This window comes from Dorea sp. ICN-14282 (assembly GCF_037890115.1).
Classification (GTDB): Bacteria; Bacillota; Clostridia; order Lachnospirales; family Lachnospiraceae; genus Dorea_B; species Dorea_B phocaeensis.
On sequence record NZ_JBBKBH010000001.1, the window covers coordinates 520,329 to 541,823 of the forward strand.

Here is a 21,495-nt window from a genome sequence, read left to right on the forward strand (position 1 = left end):
CCGAAAAGGTGTATAGACTTAACCCATTAATTTTTTCTTATTTCTCATTTGGAAATGTCGAAAAAACGGTAGTTTTTGGCGATTTCTTCAGCTACTTTTAAGCCATCCATCGCCGCGGAAGTGATCCCTCCCGCATACCCCGCTCCCTCGCCGCAGGGATAGATTCCGCCGATTGTACTCTGCAAAGACTCATCCCTTATGATGCGAATCGGAGAAGAGGTTCTGCTTTCGACACCAGATAAAACGGTATCCCCTCCGGCATACCCCGGAAGCTTCATGGCAAAGGCTTTGATTCCCTCTTCCAGTGCCTCCGAAAGGAAATCCGGGAAAATATTTCTGACATTTCCCCAGTGATATGCACCCTTCATTTGAGGTTCAAAGGATCCCGGACCTTTTGACGGACGGTTCTGACAGAAGTCTTCAAAGAGCTGTACCGGTATTTTTCCTTGTCCTTCTTGGTAAGCAGCCTCTTCGAGCCGCCGCTGGAAATCCATTCCCGCTAATACATTTCCTTCGCTCTTTTCTGCAACCTCTTCATTTTCTTTGTTTTTTGCATTTTCCGCAAAGTCATTTGGGGTCACCGTTACAATGACTGCAGAATTTGCATTCTTTCCAGCTCGGTCATGGTAGCTCATGCCATTAACCGCCAGGCGATTGGACTCTGAAGATGCATTGACCACATAACCGCCAGGACACATGCAGAAGGTATATACGCCTCTTTCGCTTTCCAGATTACAGGTGAGCTTATAAGCCGCTGCCGGAAGCTGTCCATGATAAAGCTGTTCATAGTCTTCCCCATATTGATCACGGTTAATCATTTCCTGCGGATGTTCTACTCTTACTCCTACAGCAAAGGATTTCGCCTCCATAGGAAGCCCTTTCTGCTGTAATGTTGCAAAAGTATCTCTGGCGCTGTGACCAATGGCCAAAACTAGAAGATCTGTCGGAATCAGTTCTTGTTCTTGTGTGGTATGATTAAACACCTTAATCCCGCTTATTTTTGACGTTTCACTTTGAATAATAAGATCTGTCATTTGGGAGGAAAAGCGGATCTCTCCACCCATTTCCAAAATGGCATTCCGAATGCCTCTCACCACTTCAATCAGAATATCCGTTCCAATATGCGGCTTATTCTGATAGAGAATCTCTTTTGGCGCGCCATATTTTACGAACAGTTCCAGTACACGTGTATGACGACCGAACTTGTCATGAACCAGAGTGTTTAACTTCCCGTCAGAAAAAGTTCCGGCGCCTCCTTCTCCAAACTGGACATTTGACTGAGGATTTAAGATACCGGTCTGCCAAAAATCAGCCACATCCTTCACCCGGTCTTCTACCTTCTTTCCACGTTCCAGGAGAATGGGACGATATCCCATGCTTGCCAGCTGATAGCCACAGAACAACCCGGCAGGTCCAGTTCCGACAATAACTGGACGATGGGATAATTCTTTTGTCCCTGTGACTGCTGGACGATAAACAATTTCTTTTCGATCAAATTGTACCGAAGAAGCATTCCGAAGCTTCTTTTTTAGTCCCTGCTCATTCTTTACCAATACATCTACCGTATAAATCCGATAGAGCTTTGGCTTCTTCCTTGCATCCAGGGATTCCTTTTTTATGGTATAAGAAAGAAGCGCATCTTCCCTGATGCGAAGAGTTTTACATATCTTCGCCGACAGATCCGCTTCTGTATGAGAAATATCTAATTTTAACTGATTAATTCGAATCATCTTTTATGTCCCTCTTTATATCCTTCCTGTCTCCGGCTGCAGCACATCCTGCCAAATATCCTGTTGCCCAGGCAAACTGCAAGTTATATCCGCCGCAGATACCGTCTACATCCAATAATTCTCCGGTTAGATAAAGCCCTTTCAGGTTCCTTGATTCCATCGTATCAGGACAAACTTCGGTCGTTCTGATTCCTCCTGCACAGACCTGCGCATTTTCAAAACCATTCGTTTCAGAAACGAACAGATCCGTATGCTTGCAGACCTTTGCCAGTGTATGTAAGTTGGCATCGCTAAGCTTTTCTACGGGTGTATGGATCTTAATTTTGGCAAGACTTAAGAGACAGGGAATCAATTTTTTTGGAAAGATTCCCGTCAGGAAGTCACCGGCCTTTCGATCTGCACAGTCTTTCCTTCTCTGTAAAAACAAATGCTCTGTTTCTTTTTCCCCAAGTTCCGGGAGAAAATCGACCTCCACCGATACCTTTTTCTTCTCATAGCAGCCGTACGCGGCGTAACGGCTGATCTGGAATATAGGAATTCCGGAGACCCCATAAGCGGTAATTTGAAGCTCGCCGGTATCTTTCGCTTTGCGCTCTCCACCAATACACACGGAAACCGATGCGTCTGTTCGTACCCCCGATGCCTTGGCAAACGGATGCTCCTTGATTTTTAACTGTACCAACGCCGGAACTACCGGCACCATCGTATGCCCCAATGACTTTGCAAGGCTGTAACCACTGCCGTCGGAACCAAGCTTCTGTGCAGCTCTTCCGCCGCAGGAAAGAATCACACGGTCAAACACCAGTCGTTCCTTTCCTGCTGACACCAGATAGCCAGCCTTTTTCTTTTCTATGGCATCCACATGGATTCCGGTACGAATTTTGATTCCAAGTCTCTTTAATTCCAGCTCAAGAAGTTCTACAACCGATGCCGCCTGATCCGAGCGGGGATACCCATACGTTCCGCGCCATTTCATTACCAACCCCAAAGAAGAGAAAAAACGAATGGCATCTTCGGTATCAAACTTTTGAAGTAGATTCGATATAAAATCAGAATCTTCGCTTCGATAACAGGATACGTCCAGTGTCCGGTTTGTCAGATTGCATCTTCCATTACCGGTTGCCAGTATTTTTTTGCCAATGGAATCTTTATGTTCCAGAATCGTAATTTCTGCCTGCACATTGGTACGGGCAGCTGCAATTGCAGCTACGATCCCAGATGCGCCTCCCCCGATAATGCCAATTCGTCTCATATTTTGGCTCTCCCTTCTCCTGTGTTTGTATTATTTTAAGGTGACAACCTCATCCCGAATCAGGTATTCCAGCGACATTAGAATTCCAAGCTTGGCATGAGGCCAGGTCAATCCCCCCTGAAAATATACCGCATACGGCGGCTTAATCGGTCCGTCTGCACTAAGCTCAATGGAAGATCCCTGTACGAATGCTCCGGCAGCCATAATGACATCACTGTCGTAACCCGGCATCGCCCATGGAACCGGAGTGACATAAGAATCTACTGGAGCTGCCGCCTGAATTCCTTTGCAGAATGCAATGACACCTTCCGGCACGCCAAACTCTACCGCCTGAATAATATCATGGCGGCTTTCTGTGCTGTTTGGAATAACGTGATATCCCAGTTCCTCATATATATTTGCAGCAAAAATAGCGCCTTTTAACGCTCCGGCAACAACTGTAGGTGCCAGGAAAAGTCCCTGATAAAAAGATTGCATTACGCCTAAGGATGCGCCTACCTCTTTCCCGAGTCCCGGAGAAGTCAACCGATATGCACAGGCCTCTACCAGGTCTTCACGTCCGGCAATATAGCCGCCAATCGGTGCAAGACCACCGCCTGGATTCTTAATCAGAGATCCGACTACCATATCAGCTCCCACATCGCTTGGTTCAATGGTCTCTACAAATTCTCCGTAACAGTTATCTACCATACAGATGACATCTGGCTTGATCTTTTTCACAAAAGCAATCAGTTCCCCGATCTGCTTCACGGAAAAACTCGGTCTGGTCTGATAGCCTTTTGAACGCTGAATTGTGACCAGTTTCGTTCTTTCGTTTAATGCTTTTGCGATATTATCATAATCAAATGTTCCATCCTCCAAAAGATCCACCTGAGAATAGCTTACGCCGTATTCTGCCAAAGATCCCTTGGACGGCCGAATTCCAATCACTTCCTCTAATGTATCGTAGGGTTTTCCGGCCGGAGATAACAGTTCATCTCCAGGCCTTAAATTAGCGCTAAGCGCCAAAGCCAGGGCATGCGTTCCACAGGCGATCTGTGGACGTACCAATGCGCTCTCGGTATGGAAAATTGCCGCATAAACCTCTTCTAAGGTATCTCTTCCGTGGTCATCGTATCCATAACCGCTTGCATAATGAAAGCAGTCTGCGCTCACCCGCTTTTCCTGCATCGCATGGATGACCTTCAGCTGGTTATATTCTGCAATTTTATCAATCTCCTGAAAACGTTCACTGAGACGCTCTTCTATCTTTTTTCCAAAATCAAGAACCGATTTGCGGATTCCGATTTCCCGATACATTGTTTCCATTTCAAACATCTTTTTTTCATCCTTCCATTATGGTTTCTGTTGGATTTCTCTGCCCGCTGTTTTGCTTCCTGTCAATTTAAATCAGAGTATCCATAATCTTCGTCTTTAACTGCGCGCATTTGGCGTCGAACTGCGGATTTAGAGATGGGATCTCCAGAACAATATCCGCCGCTTTCCGATAATCCTTCATATCATAGAGAAGGGATGCCCGGTTCAATTCATAGAGCGCCCGTTCTCCTTCTGTCTTAAGCAACGGCGCCAGCTGCACCAGTTCTTTATAGGTAGCCGCTGCGTTATGGCTGCAAGAATAAACTTCCATTAAGGTATTCATTTTCTTTAGAAATTTGGATCCTCCAAATAACCTGCGAAACATTATACTCCCTCCATTTGTCTAATCTTCTGTATCATCTGTTCCAATATTTTTTCTTCGTCATAGTCATATGCCTGTTTCTCGATCCAAATCACCTGTCTCTCCCTCTTAAACCAGGTGATCTGTCGCTTTGCGAAATGTCTGGTGTCTCGTTTGATCCGGTAAACGGCTTCTTCCAATGTCAGTTCACCCTCTAAATAAGCCAGAATTTCTTTGTATCCAAGCCCCTGCATAGAAACCATTTCCCGGGTACATCCCATTTCCCTTAACTTTTGTACTTCTTCTATCAGCCCTTCTTCCACCATCTGATCAACCCGGCAGTTAATTTTCTCGTAAAGCTTTTTGCGATCGTCTGTCAGCACAAAATAGCAGAAGTCATAAGGCGATTCTTTCTGCCGTTCCGCTTTGTTGTGTTCGGAAATCTTCTGTCCGGTCTGATGATAGAATTCCAATGCTCGTATCACCCGTTTCACGTTATTGGCATGAATCTCCTGCGCGGCTTTTTCGTCTACCGATTCTAATCTGCTATGAAGCGCCTCTGCTCCATACTCTTTTGCAAAGTCTTCCAGCTCTTTTCGAAAACCACTTTCCTTATTGTCTTCTGTAAAATCAATATCATAAAGAAGTGCCTGAATATAGAATCCTGTTCCTCCTACCAAAATCGGGACATGTCCGTTAGCATAGATGGCTTCCATCGCCTTTTTAGCCATTTGCTGAAACTTAACAACATGAAATTCCTCCCAGGGCTCCAACACATCTACCAGATGATGAGGAACCCCTTGCATTTCCTCTTTGGTGATCTTGGCAGATCCAATGTCCATATGCCGGTAAACCTGCATAGAGTCGGCCGAGATAATTTCTCCGCCGATGGCTTTCGCAAGACCGATAGAGGCCTTTGTTTTCCCAACGGCTGTCGGTCCTGTCAATACAATTAAAGGTTTCTTTTTCATTTATACAATCCTCTTAAATTTCTTTTCCAAATCCCGTTTTGTCATGGAAATAATCGTCGGTCTTCCATGTGGACAGTGATAGGGATTATCCAGTGTCAGGAGTTCTCCGATTAAAGCATCCGCTTCGGCAGCGGAAAGTTTCATATTTCCTTTTACCGCAGCTTTACAGGACATAGAGGCTACCTTTTCATCAATTAGTTCCGCTGTCATCGTCCTGTTCAGTTCATCGGATAAACTATCCAGCATTTCAATCAGAAGATCTTTCTTTGCAAGAGAAAATAAATTATCCGGTACCGCCCGCACCGCATAGGTATCCTGTCCAAACTCTTCGATTTCAAATCCAATTCGGGTAAATTGATCCATGTATTCATTCAGAAGCTGCGCCTCCTGCATCCCAAGATTTAAGAGAATCGGCGGACTGATCATCTGCGATGTAAATTCTCTGGTCTTCATTCCCTTCAGGGTCCGTTCATAAAGCACGCGCTCGTGAGCCGCATGCTGATCAATGATATATAGTTGATCCTGGAACTCTACCAGCCAGTAAGTATCAAATACTTGTCCGATAATCTTATGCCTTGCACGCGCTTGTTCACTTAAAAGCCTCTCCTCAAACAGATTCATCTGTTTTGGAGGTTCTGATTTTGACGGTTCTGGCTTTGGAGGTTCCGACTTTGGAAGTTCTGTCTTTTTTGCATACTGTACCGCTTCCCGGATCCGATCAGCCTGTATCTGTGGCTTGAAGATTTTCTCTTTGTCTTTTACTTCTGCGGAGGAATTTTGATTATGATAAGCCGTCACACGCTCTTTCATCTTTTCCATAAAGTAATTCAAATCCCGTTCTTCCTTCGGCGGAAGCTCCGATTTCTTCGGAATCGTAACTGGCGGAAGCTCCGACTTCTTCGGAATCGTAACTGGCGGAAGCTCTTCCTTCTTTAAAACTGTAACTGGTGGAACTTCCTCTTTCTTTGAAATCGTAACTGGTGGCAGCTCCTGCGCTTTCGGAACGTTCACCTCTACCTGTGGAATCAGTTCCTCTCTGTGAAGTCCTTCATCTACCGCAGCATAAACTGCATTATAGACTTCCTGCTGCCGGTTGAAACGAAGTTCCATCTTAGTCGGATGTACATTCACATCAATGTTTTCTGTGTTAATCTCCATATGAAGAACTACAAACGGATACTTATGCTGCATGGTAAAATCTTTATACCCGTCTTCTATTGCCTTGGCGATGATACTGCTTTTCACATATCTGCCGTTGATATAATAATTCTCAAAATTACGGTTTCCGCGTGAGATCAACGGTTTCCCAAGGAAGCCTGTAATCTTAAGTCCTGAAGTTTCATATTCTGCACGCAGAAGATTTGATGCAATCTCTCTTCCATAAACATGATAAATGACGTCTCTTAACTTCCCGTTTCCTGCTGTGTGAAGTTTCGTCTGTCCATTGTTGATAAACTGAAACGATACTTCCGGATGAGATAATGCCATCCGGGTCATCAGATCTCCTACATGGCTTGCCTCTGTCATCGGCGTCTTTAAAAACTTACGTCTGGCCGGCGTATTATAGAAAAGCTGGCGAATAATAAAGGTGGTGCCATCTTTAGCTCCGGCATCTTCGATTCCCTCTTCTTTGCCGCCGGCAATTCGGTATCTGGTGCCAAACGTCTGATCCGCCGTCTTGGTAACCAGTTCTACCTGCGAGACAGCCGCGATACTGGAAAGAGCCTCCCCACGGAATCCCAAAGACCCAATATGTACAAGATCATCGACTGTTCGGATCTTGCTGGTAGAATGGCGTAAGAATGCAGCCGGCACATCTTCTCTGCTGATTCCACATCCGTTATCGGCAATTCGCATATAAGAGATCCCGCCTTCTTTTATCTCGACAACCACGGCTGACGCCCCGGCATCAATTGCGTTTTCTACCAACTCCTTCACCACAGAAGCTGGCCGTTCTATAACCTCTCCTGCTGCAATCTGATCGACTGTCACAGGATCTAAAACTTGTATCTTTCCCATGTTACCACCTGTTCTTTAACTTGTTCTGCAGCTGATAGAGCGTATTGAGTGCATCAATCGGCGTTAGGTTGCTGACATCTAGGTTCTTTAATTCCTCCAGTACATCATTATCTTGAACCGTATCAAACAGTGACATCTGTGCCAGATCCACCTCATCGTAATGCTTGGTCTTCACCTTTGTTTGACTTTGCCCTTGGACGGAAATATCCTTAATCCTTGTCGTAATATCAGCATGAACCAGCTCTTCTACAATCTCTTTTGCACGGTTGGTAACACTTTCCGGAACCCCTGCAAGATGGGCAACCTGAATTCCGTAACTCTTATCTGCACCGCCTTTTACAATCTTGCGAAGGAATAAAATATCATCGCCCTTTTCTTTTACAGCGATACAGTAGTTGTTCACATTGTCAATCTTTCCTTCCAATTCCGTCAGCTCATGGTAATGGGTCGCAAACAGTGTCTTAGCTCCTAAAAGCTTACTGTTGCTGATATGTTCAATCACTGCCCACGCAATACTTAACCCATCGAAGGTACTGGTTCCTCTTCCAATTTCGTCCAGGATCAGAAGACTTTTGCTGGTAGCATTGCGAAGAATGTTCGCAACTTCTGTCATTTCCACCATGAAGGTACTTTGGCCGCTGGCCAAGTCATCTGACGCTCCTACACGGGTAAAGATCCGATCCACAATTCCGATGTTTGCCGAAGCCGCCGGCACAAAGGAACCAATCTGTGCCATCAGAACAATCAGTGCCGTCTGACGCATATAAGTAGACTTTCCAGCCATATTCGGACCTGTAATAATAGAAATTCTGTTTTTCTTATCATTGAGATAGGTATCATTACAGATAAACATATCATTGGGAATCATTTTCTCTACCACCGGATGTCTGCCGTCTTTGATATCAATCACTCCCTTTTCATTGATATCAGGACGCACATAGTGATTTCTTTCCGCAACCAGTGCAAGCGATGCAAACGCATCCAGCTTCGCGATAATCCGCGCTGCTGTCTGAATTCTTAGAACTTCTTTGGCAATCTGATCCCGAATATCACTGAAAATCTGATATTCCAGTGCATACAGACGGTCTTCCGCCCCCAGGATCGTATCTTCCAGTTCCTTCAGCTCCGGAATAATGTAACGCTCTGCATTGGCAAGGGTCTGCTTTCTGGTATAATAATCCGGCACTAGATCTTTATAAGAATTGGTTACTTCCAAATAATAGCCAAATACTTTATTATAGCGGACTCTTAAATTCTTAATTCCCGTCTTTTCACGTTCGTCTGACTCTAACTTTGCAAGCCATTCCTTTCCATCGGATTTGGCGCTTCTCAAGCGATCTACTTCTTCGTTGTAGCCGTCTCTTATGATACCGCCCTCCTTCATGGCAATCGGAGGATCTTCTTTAATCGCCTTTTTCACCAATGTACAAAGATCCTCTAATGGATCTAAGTTTTCGTATAGTTCTTTTAAAAGCGGTGATTTCATATCCTGCAAAATACATTTAACATGAGGCATCATAGCAAGAGATGTCTCAAATGCAATCAGATCCCTCGGATTAGCCGACTGATAAGTAATCTTACATACCAGGCGTTCCAGGTCATAAACCGGAGACAGATATTCCCGCAGCTCTTCTCTTGAAATAGCTTCGTTCTTGAATTCGTCTACCGCATCAAGACGTCTGTTGATCTCTGTCCGGTCAATGAGGGGCTGTTCAATAAATTTGCGAAGCGCTCTGGCGCCCATCGCTGTCTTTGTTTTATCCAATACCCACAGAAGAGAGCCTCTCTTTTGCTTTTCCCTTAACGTTTCACAAAGCTCCAGATTCCGCCTGGTAGAGCTGTCAAGCAACATATACTTTCCAGTCGTATAAACGGAAAGTCTCGTCATATGAGACAGATCTCGTTTCTGCGTTTCTAACAAGTATTTTAACAAAGCTCCGGCCGCAATGATCCCACTGTCGAAATCGGAAAGCCCCAACCCTTCCATCGCACTGACATGAAAATGATCTTTCAGCGTCTGGGTACAGATAGCATCGTCAAAATACCAGGAATCCAACGCATAAATGCTAATTCCCAGCTTTTCTTTTAATAGATCCAAATCCATACCGCTCATATAAAAGGCCTCATTACAGATCAGTTCAGATGGCATAAATTTGAAAATCTCATCGAACAGCTTCTCGCTATCCCCGATTTCTGTCACAAAATAGTCCCCGGTTGTAATATCCGCAATGGACATTCCGAATCGGTCTGCAATATAGACCACACTCATAATATAATTATTCCGGGTCTCATCCAAAGACTGCGTATCCAGATTAGTCCCTGGCGTTACGATCCGCACCACTTCCCTTTTTACCAATCCTCTGGCTGTTGACGGATCTTCCGTCTGTTCGCAAATGGCCACTTTGTACCCCTTAGAGACCAGACGGTTCAGATACCCATCTACAGAATGGTAAGGAACGCCGCACATAGGCGCCCGCTCTTCCAATCCGCAGTTTTTCCCTGTTAATGTAATCTCTAGTTCTTTGGATGCAATCAGCGCATCATCAAAAAACATTTCATAAAAATCTCCTAATCTATAGAACAAGATGCAGTCTGGATATTCCTTTTTGGTCTGCATGTACTGCTGCATCATTGGTGTTAATTCTGCCACGTTATTTCTCCTCTTTTGTTAACATTTTATATTTCATTATAGCACCGATCTGCCCCTTTTTAAAGAGTAAAGTTTGGCTTTTCCTCGCCGTACAGCCAGTACAGAAGATACCCTGACAGCAGAATTCCCAGGGCACATAATCCCGAAAAGATCAATGCAAACGGCAGACAAATCTGCCCAAACAACTGAAAAGGCTGATCCGTATAATCCCAGACCTGAAGATGCATCCATTTGTTGACGATGATTCCGGTGATGAACTCCATCGCCGTAATGAAGATGGTGCCTCTAAAAATCTGCCGCCACAGCGGATCCTGCCAATGGAGCATCTGGCCCTGCACAGTAAAAAAGACCATGCAGATTCCACCAAGCACAAACATCGACCAATGAGAGAACCCTCGAAACACCAGCTCAAAAGTATAATAAAGACTGCCGCCCAACGCCCAGATAAACAGATATTCACTTAACCGCTTTCTGAATTGTCCCATAAAAAAACGCCCCCACTATTAGTTCTTACTAGATAGTTTGGGCGTTTCCCATCAATATTATGGGTGGTATATTTATACTATTCCACCAATTCACCAAGGTAGTAGAAGCCTTTGCATTCTGTGAGATGCACGTTTACAAGCTTTCCAATCAGTGTTTCTTCTCCCTTAAAATGTACCAGCAGATTGTTACTCATTCTGCCTGTAATCATCGTGCTGTCATGGTCGCTGACGGACTCAGCCAATACCGTCTGAGTAGTCCCTTCGTGAACAGAGCAGACTTCAGCCGCAATGGTCTGAACTTCTTTTAACAGGCGATCAAAACGATCCTTTACCACATCTTCCGGCACCTGATCTTCCATGGCTGCCGCAGGTGTTCCGGTTCGCTTGGAATAGATGAACGTAAACGCACTGTCATAACGAACCTTTCTTACCACATCTAACGTCTCCTGAAAATCTTCTTCTGTCTCTCCAGGAAATCCTACGATAATATCCGTAGTCAGAGAAATATCCGGCACCGCCGCGCGAATCCGTTCTACCAGATCCAAATACTGTTCTTTGGTATATCTGCGATTCATCTTCTTCAGGATTCTGCTGCTTCCCGACTGCACCGGCAGATGTAAATGTTTGCAGATCTTCTTAGACTCACCCATTACCTGAATCAATTCATCGGAAAGGTCCTTCGGGTGACTGGTCATAAACCGAATCCGCTCCAATCCCTCGATCTGCTCAATTTCTTTCAACAGCTGTGCGAAGGTCATTGGCTGCTCCAGGGTCTTTCCATAAGAGTTCACATTTTGTCCAAGCAGCATGACTTCCACAACGCCGTCTGCCACCATTTTCTGAATCTCGCGGACAATGGCTTTCGGATCCCGGCTTCGTTCCCGTCCTCTAACGTATGGTACGATACAGTAGCTGCAGAAATTGTTGCAGCCAAACATAATATTCACTCCGGATTTGAACGCATACTTCCGGTCATTCGGCAGGTCTTCTATTATCTGATCCGTATCCTTCCAAATATCAATGACCATCCGGTCTGATTCAAAACGATTGACAATCAATTCCGCGAATTTAAAGATATTATGTGTTCCAAAGATAATATCGACGAAACGATAGCTTTTCTTCAGTTTTTCTACGACTTCCGGCTCCTGCATCATGCAGCCGCAAAGACCGATCATCATATGCGGATTCTTCTGTTTGCGGGGCTTTAACTGTCCCAGTCGTCCGTACACTCTGGTATTCGCGTTTTCACGGACGGTACAGGTGTTATAAATAATGAAATCCGCTTCCTCTTCTTCTGCTTCTATATAGCCGATCTGTTCTAAGATTCCCCGCAGTTTTTCAGAGTCTCTGGCATTCATCTGACAGCCAAAGGTGGTAACACAGAATGTCACCGGTCTTCCAAGACGCTCACGAAGCGCCTCTACATATGTCTTTGCTTTTTCTATGTAATAATACTGGCGTTCCGGTTCAGATACCGGCACCGTCTCATTAGACAAACTGATGTCTGGATTCATCATATTCATAATCGATTCCTTTCAATTGACTGATAATAGCTTCTTTTTCTACGCACATGTCCTCGCAGAGGGCGTCCAGTGTATGATAGTAATCCCTGATCTTCGTATTTACGACGCTAAGCAGCAACATGGGATCTTTAGGAAGCTTTATTTCCATTTGATTCACTCCTTCTTCTGTAATTACAATATCCACAGGAATATCGCAGGGCTCTTTGGGAAGCGTCGGAAATAGCTGAAATGAAAATCCGATTCCCATCTTCGTAAGTTCCGGATGCTTGGCAAGATAGCGGTCGTAATATCCGCCGCCATAACCAATCCGGTAACCAGAAGCGTCGTAGGCTGTTCCCGGTAAGACGACGAGCCCTTGCTTTTCCTGAAATCTTTCCCCATCTTTTGGCTCCGGGATTCCAAAAGCACCGGGGCTTAAGTCTTCCCAGGCGGTAAGCCGAAAAAATTCCATCTCTTTTCCCATCACCTTCGGAATCCATGTTCGTTTGCCGTCTTTCCATGCCTTCTCAATGATTCCTCTTGTTCCAACCTCCCTGCGGATGTCCAGATAGCAGAGAATATCTTCTGCCTGCCGATACGCCGGATGAAAAAAAACGTTTCTTCCAATCCGGCTTGTCATCATCTCCCACTGCGATGGTGTCAAGTGTTCCCGGATTTCATAAATACACGTTCTAATGACCTGCTTTGTTTCCAAATTTTTCACCCAGATTCGTAATCGAACCATCTTTTTCTTTGATATCGATATTATTAAGCTGACCTCTTAAGTTGCGTTTAAATGCATCAATATACTCTCTTCTTAAAATCTGCTGCTCTTTTGCTTCTTCCGGAGTCAGTCCTTCTTCTTTTGATTTATGATATAATTCATTAATTCTTGCGATCTTCTGATCATTCATCTCTTTTGTTCCTTCCTTTGTTTTCCATTCTGTGGTAATTCCACAAATTACGTTCTCTATCTTACACCAAGTCTGCCTGGAAGTCTACACATTAACTCGAATAATTCTCCAGAAATCCGAACAGTTCTTCCGAGCCTTCCAGGTATTTTCCGTTCCTGATTTCCTGGCGCAGTATGGCAGGAAGCTCATCATACAGAATGTCCGTATATTCGTAAGGCGTCTTCCGGTCACTTAGATAGACCACCACATATCCATTGACCTCCATCAGATAATAGCAGTCTTCTTTTAGAGCCTGTCCATCCGCTGATATACTGCCGTGCTGCGTCCGCTTCCCAGTCGTTTCTTCTGTCTGCAATTCTTTTTTCTTCTCATTTTCTGCTTGTATTTCTATTTTCAGTTCTTCTGCAGCCTTCGCTTTCGCTTTTTCATAACTAAACCGATAAGCTCCCGAAAGGGCCACCACTGCTGCCATGGCTGCAACAAAAAAGCCAATACTGTACTTGTTTTTCATAAGGACCACTCCTTTTTTAGTACAGTATTGGCTATTGTCGTAATAATTATACTGATTTAGCGGTATTCACCTCGAATCAGATGTACTTTTCGAAGCAGAGTGACCAGCGTCGCACCTTTTGGAAGTCCAAGAATCTCTTCTTCGGTAACGCCACCCAAAAGTACCAGCGCCGCCCCGTAAGAAAGAACTGCTACAAGCAATGCAATAATCGTTGCCGCAATTTCTCCGATGAACAGTTCTACCAACAGATGTATCACAATCGTAACCACCGACATAATCAAAGCTGCCAATGTTGGAATCAGGAACGTCTTCTTCTGTTCCTGCACATATCCGATCCGTTCTCTAAGCGCATGTGCATTGAGAATACAAATCGCTCCCGAAAAGACAATTTTACTTAAAACTACTGCGTAAATATTCCACTTGAAGACCACCAGCATCAAAAACAACGCTGCGATATGGATTGCAAGGGAGATTGCCGCGTTCTTTACCGGCGTCATCATATCGTCCAGTCCCTGCAACACAGAGTTTGTCACTGTAGAAAGACAGAAGAACACGACGGAGATCGCGCCCATCTGAAGCATCAATGCTGCCTTTGTATTATCCTGTGTAAAGAATAGCAGATCCAGAATCGGTTTCCCAAGAACGATAAAACCTGCCGCACACGGAATCGCAAGAATCATATTGAACCGAGTTACCATATTAATTTTGTTGTGTACCTGTCTTCTGTTTCCTGTCTGAATCGTTGCGACCAGGCTTGGAATCAGAGACGCTGCCAATGCAGTTGATACAGATAACGGTACGTTAATCAACGTGCTGTACTGACCGCCGAACATTCCAAGAAGGCTTGCATACTCTGACTTTTTAAAGCCCTGAGCGGCCATAATATTACTGAACATAGCATTATCAATAAAATCGCTGATATTGTAGACCGTTGCACTTAAAATTACAGGGGCAATCGTCAGGAACAGGATCTTATAAATGCGCTTGTAACTTTCCTTTTTATGCCCGCGGTCTCTTCGCATCTGCCGCTTCAGAATCTTTTTATATGCCATAAAAATCAGCGCTACGAACACCATAGCACAGAATGCGCCGGCAATGGTTCCAACGGTTCCGCCCGCAGCTGCATAGGCCGGTCCGTAAGAGCCGTTACTTTTAGCTTTGGCAATTCCTTTTCCCATCTGCAATAAAAAGTATGCACCGGCAATGGATGCTACCGCATTGACAATCTGCTCAATCACCTGAGAAAAGGCCGTCGGCACCATACTTCCGATTCCCTGGAAAAATCCACGGAACACTCCTAAGAATGCTACGACCAAAATACAAGGTGCCAGAATCCTTAATGCATACACACTCATATCCATGTGCATAATATTTGACGCGATAAATCCGGCGCCAAAAAAAATCAAAAGCGCCACAAAACCGCCGCCGATCAATGCAAATGTCATGGCTCCTTTGAATACTTTGTAGGCATTTTTATACTGTCCGGTCGCCACTCTTGCCGATACCAGCTTCGATACCGCCAGCGGAAGGCTGTAGGAAGTCAATGTCAAAGCTACCGTATAAATAGAAAAGGCCACGTTGTAATAGCCCATTCCCTCATCTCCGACAATATTCATCAGCGGAATACGGTACACCGCGCCGATCAGCTTGGTAATTACCCCTGCAATTGCCAAAATCGAACCCTGAACCAGGAAGTTTTTCTCTTTCTTTTTCTTATGTTCTGCCATGATTGATTTTCTCCATACTTAACGTAATATATCCAGTCTTTTCATAATCTCTCTCTGTTTTGTTTCCATGACCATTCGTTCCTCTTCTTCTATATGATCATATCCTATTAAGTGTAACACAGAATGCGCGATTAAAAAAGCATATTCTCGCTCTACAGAGTGCCCGTACTCCTCTGCCTGGGCAAGAACCTTTTCCTTGGAAATTACAATATCACCCAGCATCAGCTCTCCGGTCTCCGGATGAAATGCGTCCTCCTGCGCTTCCAGTCCGTCAAATACTCCGGGAACCTCATACTCATTCATCGGAAATGACAGCACATCCGTAGGCCGATCGATCCCTCGAAATTCCAGATTCATCTCATGGATCTGTTCATTCATAGTCAACAGAAGATTCACTTCCGCTTCATAGGGACATTCTGCATATTCCAACGCTCCTTCAATCACTCTTCTTGCTTCTTTTTCACCGTTAAGCGGAAGCTTTAATGCTCCTTCTTCTTCGTAATACAGTGTCATGTCTACTTTCTCCTTTTATCCCGGTTCTTTCCTTTGTTTCTTGATTCATATTCTTCATATGCTTTTACAATCTTTTGTACCAGAGGATGACGAACCACATCCCGGCTCGTCAGATTACAGATACGGATGTCTTCCAGATTCTTAACAACCGAAACAGCAACATCAAGACCAGATGTCTGCCCCGCCGGAAGGTCTTTCTGGGTGGCGTCTCCTGTAATCACCACCTTGGATCCAAATCCGATTCTTGTCAGGAACATCTTCATCTGAGCCGGCGTTGTATTCTGTGCCTCATCCAGGATAATAAATGCATTGTCTAACGTACGTCCCCTCATATACGCAAGAGGCGCCACTTCAATCAGTCCTTTTTCAGAATTCTTCAAGAAGCTTTCTGCTCCCATAATCTGATACAGCGCATCGTATAACGGGCGAAGATAAGGATCAATCTTGCTCTGCAGATCTCCCGGCAGAAATCCAAGCTTCTCTCCTGCTTCAATGGCCGGTCTGGTCAAAATAATTCTTCCTACTTCGTTATTCTTAAATGCCGTAATGGCCATAGCCATGGCAAGATAGGTTTTTCCGGTTCCGGCAGGTCCAAGACCAAATACTATCATATTCTTGCGAATAGCATCAACGTACTTCTTCTGCCCCAGTGTCTTAGGTTTGATCGGTTTCCCCTGCAGCGTATGGCAGATCACATCCTTGTCAATCTCCAACACCTGCTCTTCCTTGTCTTCCATTACCAGTGACAGTGTGTAATCCACATTTTGCTCCTGAATCGTGTTACCGCGCCGGGAAAGTTCCGTCAGCTGTTCCAGTACCTTTCTGGCGCGCTCTGCCATATGTGCCTCTCCCATAATTTTGACGTGTTCGCCTCTTGCAATCAGTGTAACATGAAGCGTACGCTCAATCTTTTTCGCATAAATATCAAACTGACCAAACACATTGCTTTCGTGTTCGGCAGGTATTTCTATTATCATTTCTGTTAAGCCCATCTGTAATTCTCCTGCTTTTGTTATTTTTGTTTCTCTTATTTTTCCGTTCCTTATGCTTCTTACTTTGGAAGCTCTGAAATCTCTGGAATCTGTGAAGCCTTCAAAGTTCCTACCGGCAGCAGAACGGTTAATTCCCCTCTGGCAGCAGAGGTTTTAGAACCTGTGTATATTTTAACATTATTCTCTATAATTTCTACCCCTTTTTTCTCCAATTCTCTGAGATATCTCTTAAAATCAGCGCTTAACCTCTCCTGGATTTCCTTCTTCTCATAGGTTTCCGGATGGGCAGTATAGGGAATTACCGTCCGTGTTCCCAGATAAATCGGAAGCTTCAGACGCTTCCCCAGGCAGATCTGATATTCACTTGTATGGAGTTCCTGATTTTCTTCCTTTTTCTGAAGATTCCCAAAAGCCAGCTGAAATCTCCCGACCCTAAGATAGTATGCCTGACGCCTTCTCATTTGATGAGGACGCTCTTCGTAGAAATATTCTTTCCGGGAATATGTATTTTCCAGAACATCCTCGTAAGGAAGAATCGCTTTCCCTCTTATGTCTGCGTCCGCCTTCTGATACTGGTAACCGATGATTTCCTTTGCATCGTCCCGAACCGGAATCAGACCGGATATCAGAACTTCTCCTTTTTTCACGGTATCCCCGGGACGTACTTGTATCATTCCGGTCCTTGGCACAATTTCTGTAATCACACAATCTCTGTCGGCCACAAGATCCATCGGAACCTTCTCTTCTTTTTTTACTTCCAAATCCGTCTCCATGCCAGAAGCATCCGTATTTTCCTTCACCTGAATTTTTAACTTTGCCCCCTGAACAGACGCCGACACCCAGATTACATCCGCATATTCTTTCCGAATATCTTTGGCTATTCGTTCACAGTCTATCTGCGTCTTTAACATTCCATTTTGAATATCTTTGGATGCAAGAAATTCTAGAATTGTCTCATCTGTGTACGTAAGATTTCCGCGGATATCAATATCCCAAATAAGACCCGACAAAAGAAAAATCAGCACGGCACAGGCGGCCGCCCCAAAGAAAAACGATTTTCTGTGACGATATCGATAAAAAAAGAACGGTAACCCTATCCGATTTAGAATCACCACCCTCGTCCCGGTCTTTTTTATTACCGGCTTTAGCTTTCGGAAATCTGCAATTCGAATATTCATCTCACAGGCATCTTCAAGCGGAGTAATGCCCCATAGTAAAATGCCTCGATACCCACATGCATTTAAAAACCGTTCAACGGCATATCCCGTTACCCGGATTCGAAGATATCCCTGAACCGTTCGGAAGAAATTTGCTGCCAATACACCTTCCCCCTGACAGAAAGATTTGAAATAATTCTATTTAACGGGCCTCTGATGAAAGATATTCGATCGAATGTATACAGCCCTTTACCTTCATCTCATCATTTGCATAATACACAACCTGAAATCGTTTCCCCGTTACTTTGATCTGTCCGCCCTTCACCTGAATCCGAAGCAGCGCGTCCGTATATTCAATAATTCCCGTATAGTTTTCCAGCGTAAATTCCGATTGTCCAAGTACGGTAAGCAGTGGCATTCCAAGCACTGCATCCCGTGGAAGTTCTGATATTTCCGCCACCTTTTCCCGAATTGGATGATCTCCAAATGCTGTTTTTGTCGTCTGCTTTTTTGACTTCATAAAAACAACATCCCTTCCAGGGTTTTCTACCAGTCTATGAATGAGGCCGCATAATTATGTATGGAGTTCCTATTTTAAAAAGCACGGATAACGCCGTCATTCCTGCAAGCATGCTCCTTCTTTGATTCAGAGAGCTGCAAACAGCTTCCATTTTTTCACAAGCCTCTTCAATTCCATTTCTTCCCAAAATCATATCTGCCAAAATCTTGCAGACCGCAAACAACTGAGATCCCAGGAAAAGTCCCAGAATCCCTTTTCGGATGATTCCGCCTCTTTTTTCAAGCAGCCGTTTCATTCCTATGAAAACCCCAATAAAAGTTGCAATATGGTGAATCCAACTACAAATTTTCTGTTCCCGCATCCCTATCTCTTCTCCTCCCCTGATGATCGAATTTTAAACTATTAATCTTTTCATACAGTATACATGATATTTATGCCAAAAGATACCAAAACCAACCGCAAGTTTCTACATTTGATTCCCCTTAATTTCTCCCAGATCATATATTGATGTTGACAAATCAACTTTATGCAAGTATATTATCATCGGAGCTTGTTGATAAATCAACTTATTTGAAATTGGAGATTCTATATGATCAATCGTTTTGAAATGCTGACCACAGGTATCGCTCAAATTCAGAAAAAAATACAAAAAATCAAACGTCTGAAAATGAATTCTTTTGGACTAAAAGGTGCACATGTTATGTGTATCTACTATCTGCACCAGAATCCGGAAGGACTGACAGCCGCAGATTTAAGCCGGAAATGTGTAGAAGATAAGGCAGCTATCTCTCGAATTCTGTCGGAACTGGAAAAGAATCATTTTATTTATTACGAAGAATCCAGCCTCGGTAAAAAGTACCGCGCCAAGGTGAAGCTGACTTTGGAAGGCGAGGCATATGCCCGCAGAATAAGCAAAGTCATTCTGAAAATTACGGAACGATCCAGTCAGGGAATTTCGGAGGAAGAACGAAAAATCTTCTATCGCGTTCTGTCCATCATTTCCGAAAACCTGGATCACGTGTGCCAGGAACTGGAATCAGAACCCTAGTGATCAACACTGAATATACCATCAAAGGAAGGAGAACTAACCATGCATCCACTTCGGAAACTATACTGCCGCACCTTTCAGCTGGGACTTAAAATTGCGCTTCCATTTCTTCCCTACAGAAAGCCTAAAATACAAGGAAGTGTCAAAGCAATCCCCGGTATTATGGAAAAGAACCACTGTAAATGCGCCTTCATCGTTACGGATGAGGGGGGGCGTAAGCTTGGACTTCTAAGCCGCCTCGAACACGCGCTTTCGCTTCCCGCATCTTCTTGAATGAACTACAAAGATCGGAAGACGTCTTTGAACTACCGAAGACATTTCCGCAGATTCAGAAAGCAGACATCCGAAAGCTCTCTCGCTATGCAGACAAAGAAGTCAATCCGCTTTATCCGGTGCCTCTTCTTCTAGACGCCAAAGAACTGGAACAATTTTATGAAATCGTAATGGAGGAATCATGTAATGACAGAACAGGAAATTAGGCAACTCATTCATGCGCAGCGCCGTTTCTTCTTCACGGGAGAGACACTTCCTATCCGCTACCGGATGGAAATGCTTCGCCGTCTGAAAGCCTGCATTTTAAAGCGCGAAAAGGAAATTGAACTTGCATTAAAAAAAGACCTTGGAAAAAGCACCTTTGAAAGTTATATGTGCGAAACAGGACTGGTATTAAGTGAGATTAGTTATATGTTGAAGCACACGCCTTCTTTTACAAAAGAACAGCGTGTACACACACCGCTTGCTCAATTCCACTCCCGCAGCTTCCGAAAGCCCTCTCCTTATGGAGTCTGTCTGATTATGAGTCCATGGAACTATCCTTTTCTCCTGACGATCGATCCGCTGGTGGATGCAATTGCTGCAGGCAATACTGCTGTCATTAAACCTAGCGCTTATTCCCCTCATACCAGTCAGGTAATCAAGGAACTGATAGAAGAATGTTTTGACCCTCGATACGTGGCGGTTGTGACGGGAGGACGCGCTGAGAATACCTGCCTTTTAAAGGAACATTTTGATTATATTTTCTTTACCGGAAGTCAGAATGTGGGAAAAGAAGTGATGCGAAATGCGGCTGATCACCTCACTCCTGTCACATTGGAACTGGGAGGCAAAAGCCCGTGCATCATAGAAAAAACTGCCAATCTAAAACTGGCAGCAAAACGGATTGTATTTGGGAAATATCTAAATTGCGGGCAGACCTGTGTAGCTCCCGATTATATTTACTGTGATCAGGCGATTAAAGATGAACTCGTATCAGAGCTTACGACGCAAATTCGCAAGCAATTTGGAAAGTCACCACTGAAGAATCCAAACTATGGTAAAATCATCAACGAAAAACATTTCGACCGTATTGTGGCACTGATTGATCCTGACAAAACTGTCTGCGGAGGACGAAGCACGCGTAAAACACTGCAGATTGAACCAACAATCATGGATCATATAGACTTTCAGGATCCGGTTATGCAGGAAGAAATCTTCGGACCGGTACTCCCGATATTGACCTATGATTCACTGGATCAAGCCATTCACAAGATCAATTCTCTTGCACATCCTCTTGCACTGTATCTGTTCACTTCAGACCAGACAGTTGCCAAAAAGGTGACTGCAAGATGCGGATTTGGCGGTGGATGCATCAATGATGTTGTAATTCATTTGGCAACCAGTGAGATGGGATTTGGCGGCTTCGGAGAGAGTGGTATTGGACAGTACCACGGAAAATGCGGCTTCGATACCTTCTCACATTATAAGAGTATCGTAGATAAAAAGACATGGTTAGATCTTCCTATGAGGTATCAACCCTACCGGAAGCTCAACGAAAAATTGCTGCGGGCTTTTTTGAAATAATTTTAAGA

Annotated in this window: 21 protein-coding genes and 1 pseudogene; 3 read left to right on the forward strand and 19 right to left on the reverse strand. The window is 44.3% G+C overall.

Annotated features, from left to right (window positions below):
- Window positions 1-44 precede the first annotated feature (44 nt).
- From WKT00_RS02525 to WKT00_RS02615, 19 genes and pseudogenes are all read right to left on the reverse strand, one after another.
- On the reverse strand, window positions 45-1,730 hold the full coding sequence (locus tag WKT00_RS02525) for an NAD(P)/FAD-dependent oxidoreductase (protein WP_101694299.1): 1,686 nt from the start codon (window positions 1,728-1,730) through the stop codon (window positions 45-47).
- Window positions 1,717-2,982, reverse strand: coding sequence for a BaiN/RdsA family NAD(P)/FAD-dependent oxidoreductase (locus tag WKT00_RS02530; protein WP_101694298.1), 1,266 nt, complete (start codon window positions 2,980-2,982; stop codon window positions 1,717-1,719). Before WKT00_RS02530 ends, WKT00_RS02525 begins: the two co-directional genes overlap by 14 nt.
- 30 nt (window positions 2,983-3,012) lie before the next feature.
- On the reverse strand, window positions 3,013-4,299 hold the full coding sequence (locus WKT00_RS02535) for a methionine gamma-lyase family protein (RefSeq protein ID WP_101694297.1): 1,287 nt from the start codon (window positions 4,297-4,299) through the stop codon (window positions 3,013-3,015).
- Between the two features lie 67 nt (window positions 4,300-4,366).
- Window positions 4,367-4,663: a hypothetical protein gene (locus tag WKT00_RS02540; protein WP_173814259.1), complete on the reverse strand. Its 297-nt coding sequence runs from the start codon at window positions 4,661-4,663 to the stop codon at window positions 4,367-4,369.
- On the reverse strand, window positions 4,663-5,610 hold the full coding sequence (miaA, locus tag WKT00_RS02545; protein ID WP_101694295.1) for a tRNA (adenosine(37)-N6)-dimethylallyltransferase MiaA: 948 nt from the start codon (window positions 5,608-5,610) through the stop codon (window positions 4,663-4,665). The genes WKT00_RS02540 and miaA overlap by 1 nt, the downstream gene beginning before the upstream one ends.
- On the reverse strand, window positions 5,611-7,629 hold the full coding sequence (gene mutL / locus WKT00_RS02550) for a DNA mismatch repair endonuclease MutL (protein ID WP_101694294.1): 2,019 nt from the start codon (window positions 7,627-7,629) through the stop codon (window positions 5,611-5,613).
- A 1-nt stretch (window position 7,630) separates the two neighbouring features.
- Entirely contained in the window at window positions 7,631-10,279 is a 2,649-nt protein-coding gene (gene mutS, locus WKT00_RS02555; RefSeq protein WP_445292926.1) for a DNA mismatch repair protein MutS, read from the reverse strand.
- A gap of 59 nt (window positions 10,280-10,338) precedes the next feature.
- Entirely contained in the window at window positions 10,339-10,764 is a 426-nt protein-coding gene (locus tag WKT00_RS02560) for a putative ABC transporter permease (protein WP_101694293.1), read from the reverse strand.
- Window positions 10,765-10,841: 77 nt separating this feature from the next.
- Window positions 10,842-12,287: a tRNA (N6-isopentenyl adenosine(37)-C2)-methylthiotransferase MiaB gene (miaB, locus tag WKT00_RS02565; protein ID WP_101694292.1), complete on the reverse strand. Its 1,446-nt coding sequence runs from the start codon at window positions 12,285-12,287 to the stop codon at window positions 10,842-10,844.
- Window positions 12,253-12,435, reverse strand: coding sequence for a DUF4250 domain-containing protein (locus tag WKT00_RS02570; protein WP_334293547.1), 183 nt, complete (start codon window positions 12,433-12,435; stop codon window positions 12,253-12,255). Before WKT00_RS02570 ends, miaB begins: the two co-directional genes overlap by 35 nt.
- A 75-nt stretch (window positions 12,436-12,510) precedes the next feature.
- Window positions 12,511-13,011: pseudogene (locus WKT00_RS02575) on the reverse strand (5-formyltetrahydrofolate cyclo-ligase); the annotation flags it as partial.
- The gene (locus tag WKT00_RS02580; RefSeq protein ID WP_242962620.1) at window positions 12,959-13,180 is read right to left on the reverse strand and encodes a DUF896 domain-containing protein; all 222 of its coding nucleotides are present in this window, start codon (window positions 13,178-13,180) and stop codon (window positions 12,959-12,961) included. The gene WKT00_RS02580 and the pseudogene WKT00_RS02575, both read right to left, overlap by 53 nt.
- A 91-nt stretch (window positions 13,181-13,271) precedes the next feature.
- Complete coding sequence (locus WKT00_RS02585; RefSeq protein ID WP_340260736.1) at window positions 13,272-13,691, reverse strand: hypothetical protein; 420 nt, start codon at window positions 13,689-13,691, stop codon at window positions 13,272-13,274.
- A 56-nt stretch (window positions 13,692-13,747) separates the two neighbouring features.
- Window positions 13,748-15,418 carry a putative polysaccharide biosynthesis protein gene (locus WKT00_RS02590; RefSeq protein WP_340260738.1) on the reverse strand — a complete coding sequence of 557 codons (1,671 nt, stop codon included), beginning with the start codon at window positions 15,416-15,418 and terminating at the stop codon, window positions 13,748-13,750.
- Between the two features lie 18 nt (window positions 15,419-15,436).
- Window positions 15,437-15,931 carry an rRNA maturation RNase YbeY gene (gene ybeY, locus WKT00_RS02595; protein ID WP_101694289.1) on the reverse strand — a complete coding sequence of 165 codons (495 nt, stop codon included), beginning with the start codon at window positions 15,929-15,931 and terminating at the stop codon, window positions 15,437-15,439.
- A gap of 2 nt (window positions 15,932-15,933) precedes the next feature.
- A complete protein-coding gene (locus tag WKT00_RS02600) occupies window positions 15,934-16,923 on the reverse strand; it encodes a PhoH family protein (RefSeq protein WP_101694288.1) in 990 nt (329 codons plus the stop codon).
- Window positions 16,924-16,982: 59 nt separating this feature from the next.
- Entirely contained in the window at window positions 16,983-18,242 is a 1,260-nt protein-coding gene (locus tag WKT00_RS02605) for a sporulation protein YqfD (protein WP_340260741.1), read from the reverse strand.
- A gap of 40 nt (window positions 18,243-18,282) precedes the next feature.
- Window positions 18,283-18,600 carry a YabP/YqfC family sporulation protein gene (locus tag WKT00_RS02610; protein ID WP_101694286.1) on the reverse strand — a complete coding sequence of 106 codons (318 nt, stop codon included), beginning with the start codon at window positions 18,598-18,600 and terminating at the stop codon, window positions 18,283-18,285.
- Between the two features lie 34 nt (window positions 18,601-18,634).
- Entirely contained in the window at window positions 18,635-18,961 is a 327-nt protein-coding gene (locus tag WKT00_RS02615; protein ID WP_340260743.1) for a hypothetical protein, read from the reverse strand.
- Between the two features lie 228 nt (window positions 18,962-19,189).
- On the opposite strand from WKT00_RS02615, the gene WKT00_RS02620 reads away from it, so the two are divergent.
- The 3 genes from WKT00_RS02620 to WKT00_RS02630 all read left to right on the forward strand — a co-directional run bounded on the left by WKT00_RS02620 (window position 19,190) and on the right by WKT00_RS02630 (window position 21,487).
- Window positions 19,190-19,648, forward strand: coding sequence for a MarR family winged helix-turn-helix transcriptional regulator (locus WKT00_RS02620; protein WP_340260745.1), 459 nt, complete (start codon window positions 19,190-19,192; stop codon window positions 19,646-19,648).
- A gap of 42 nt (window positions 19,649-19,690) precedes the next feature.
- Entirely contained in the window at window positions 19,691-19,921 is a 231-nt protein-coding gene (locus tag WKT00_RS02625; RefSeq protein WP_101694283.1) for a hypothetical protein, read from the forward strand.
- Window positions 19,922-20,107: 186 nt separating this feature from the next.
- A complete protein-coding gene (locus WKT00_RS02630) occupies window positions 20,108-21,487 on the forward strand; it encodes an aldehyde dehydrogenase (protein ID WP_101694281.1) in 1,380 nt (459 codons plus the stop codon).
- Window positions 21,488-21,495: the final 8 nt, after the last annotated feature.

Excerpts from the sequence above, each read along its gene's own strand:
- miaA (WP_101694295.1), bottom strand. The coding sequence starts at position 5,610 with ATGAAAAAGAAACCTTTAATTGTATTGACAGGACCGACAGCCGTTGGG.
- WKT00_RS02535 (WP_101694297.1), bottom strand. The coding sequence starts at position 4,299 with ATGTTTGAAATGGAAACAATGTATCGGGAAATCGGAATCCGCAAATCG.
- WKT00_RS02620 (WP_340260745.1), top strand. The coding sequence starts at position 19,190 with ATGATCAATCGTTTTGAAATGCTGACCACAGGTATCGCTCAAATTCAG.
- ybeY (WP_101694289.1), bottom strand. The coding sequence starts at position 15,931 with ATGACACTGTATTACGAAGAAGAAGGAGCATTAAAGCTTCCGCTTAAC.
- WKT00_RS02570 (WP_334293547.1), bottom strand. The coding sequence starts at position 12,435 with ATGGAAATAAAGCTTCCTAAAGATCCCATGTTGCTGCTTAGCGTCGTA.
- WKT00_RS02530 (WP_101694298.1), bottom strand. The coding sequence starts at position 2,982 with ATGAGACGAATTGGCATTATCGGGGGAGGCGCATCTGGGATCGTAGCT.
- WKT00_RS02580 (WP_242962620.1), bottom strand. The coding sequence starts at position 13,180 with ATGAATGATCAGAAGATCGCAAGAATTAATGAATTATATCATAAATCA.
- WKT00_RS02560 (WP_101694293.1), bottom strand. The coding sequence starts at position 10,764 with ATGGGACAATTCAGAAAGCGGTTAAGTGAATATCTGTTTATCTGGGCG.
- WKT00_RS02630 (WP_101694281.1), top strand. The coding sequence starts at position 20,108 with ATGACAGAACAGGAAATTAGGCAACTCATTCATGCGCAGCGCCGTTTC.
- WKT00_RS02585 (WP_340260736.1), bottom strand. The coding sequence starts at position 13,691 with ATGAAAAACAAGTACAGTATTGGCTTTTTTGTTGCAGCCATGGCAGCA.
- WKT00_RS02610 (WP_101694286.1), bottom strand. The coding sequence starts at position 18,600 with ATGAAGTCAAAAAAGCAGACGACAAAAACAGCATTTGGAGATCATCCA.
- mutL (WP_101694294.1), bottom strand. The coding sequence starts at position 7,629 with ATGGGAAAGATACAAGTTTTAGATCCTGTGACAGTCGATCAGATTGCA.
- WKT00_RS02600 (WP_101694288.1), bottom strand. The coding sequence starts at position 16,923 with ATGGGCTTAACAGAAATGATAATAGAAATACCTGCCGAACACGAAAGC.
- WKT00_RS02590 (WP_340260738.1), bottom strand. The coding sequence starts at position 15,418 with ATGGCAGAACATAAGAAAAAGAAAGAGAAAAACTTCCTGGTTCAGGGT.
- WKT00_RS02540 (WP_173814259.1), bottom strand. The coding sequence starts at position 4,663 with ATGTTTCGCAGGTTATTTGGAGGATCCAAATTTCTAAAGAAAATGAAT.
- WKT00_RS02525 (WP_101694299.1), bottom strand. The coding sequence starts at position 1,730 with ATGATTCGAATTAATCAGTTAAAATTAGATATTTCTCATACAGAAGCG.
- WKT00_RS02615 (WP_340260743.1), bottom strand. The coding sequence starts at position 18,961 with ATGCGGGAACAGAAAATTTGTAGTTGGATTCACCATATTGCAACTTTT.
- miaB (WP_101694292.1), bottom strand. The coding sequence starts at position 12,287 with ATGAATATGATGAATCCAGACATCAGTTTGTCTAATGAGACGGTGCCG.
- WKT00_RS02625 (WP_101694283.1), top strand. The coding sequence starts at position 19,691 with ATGCATCCACTTCGGAAACTATACTGCCGCACCTTTCAGCTGGGACTT.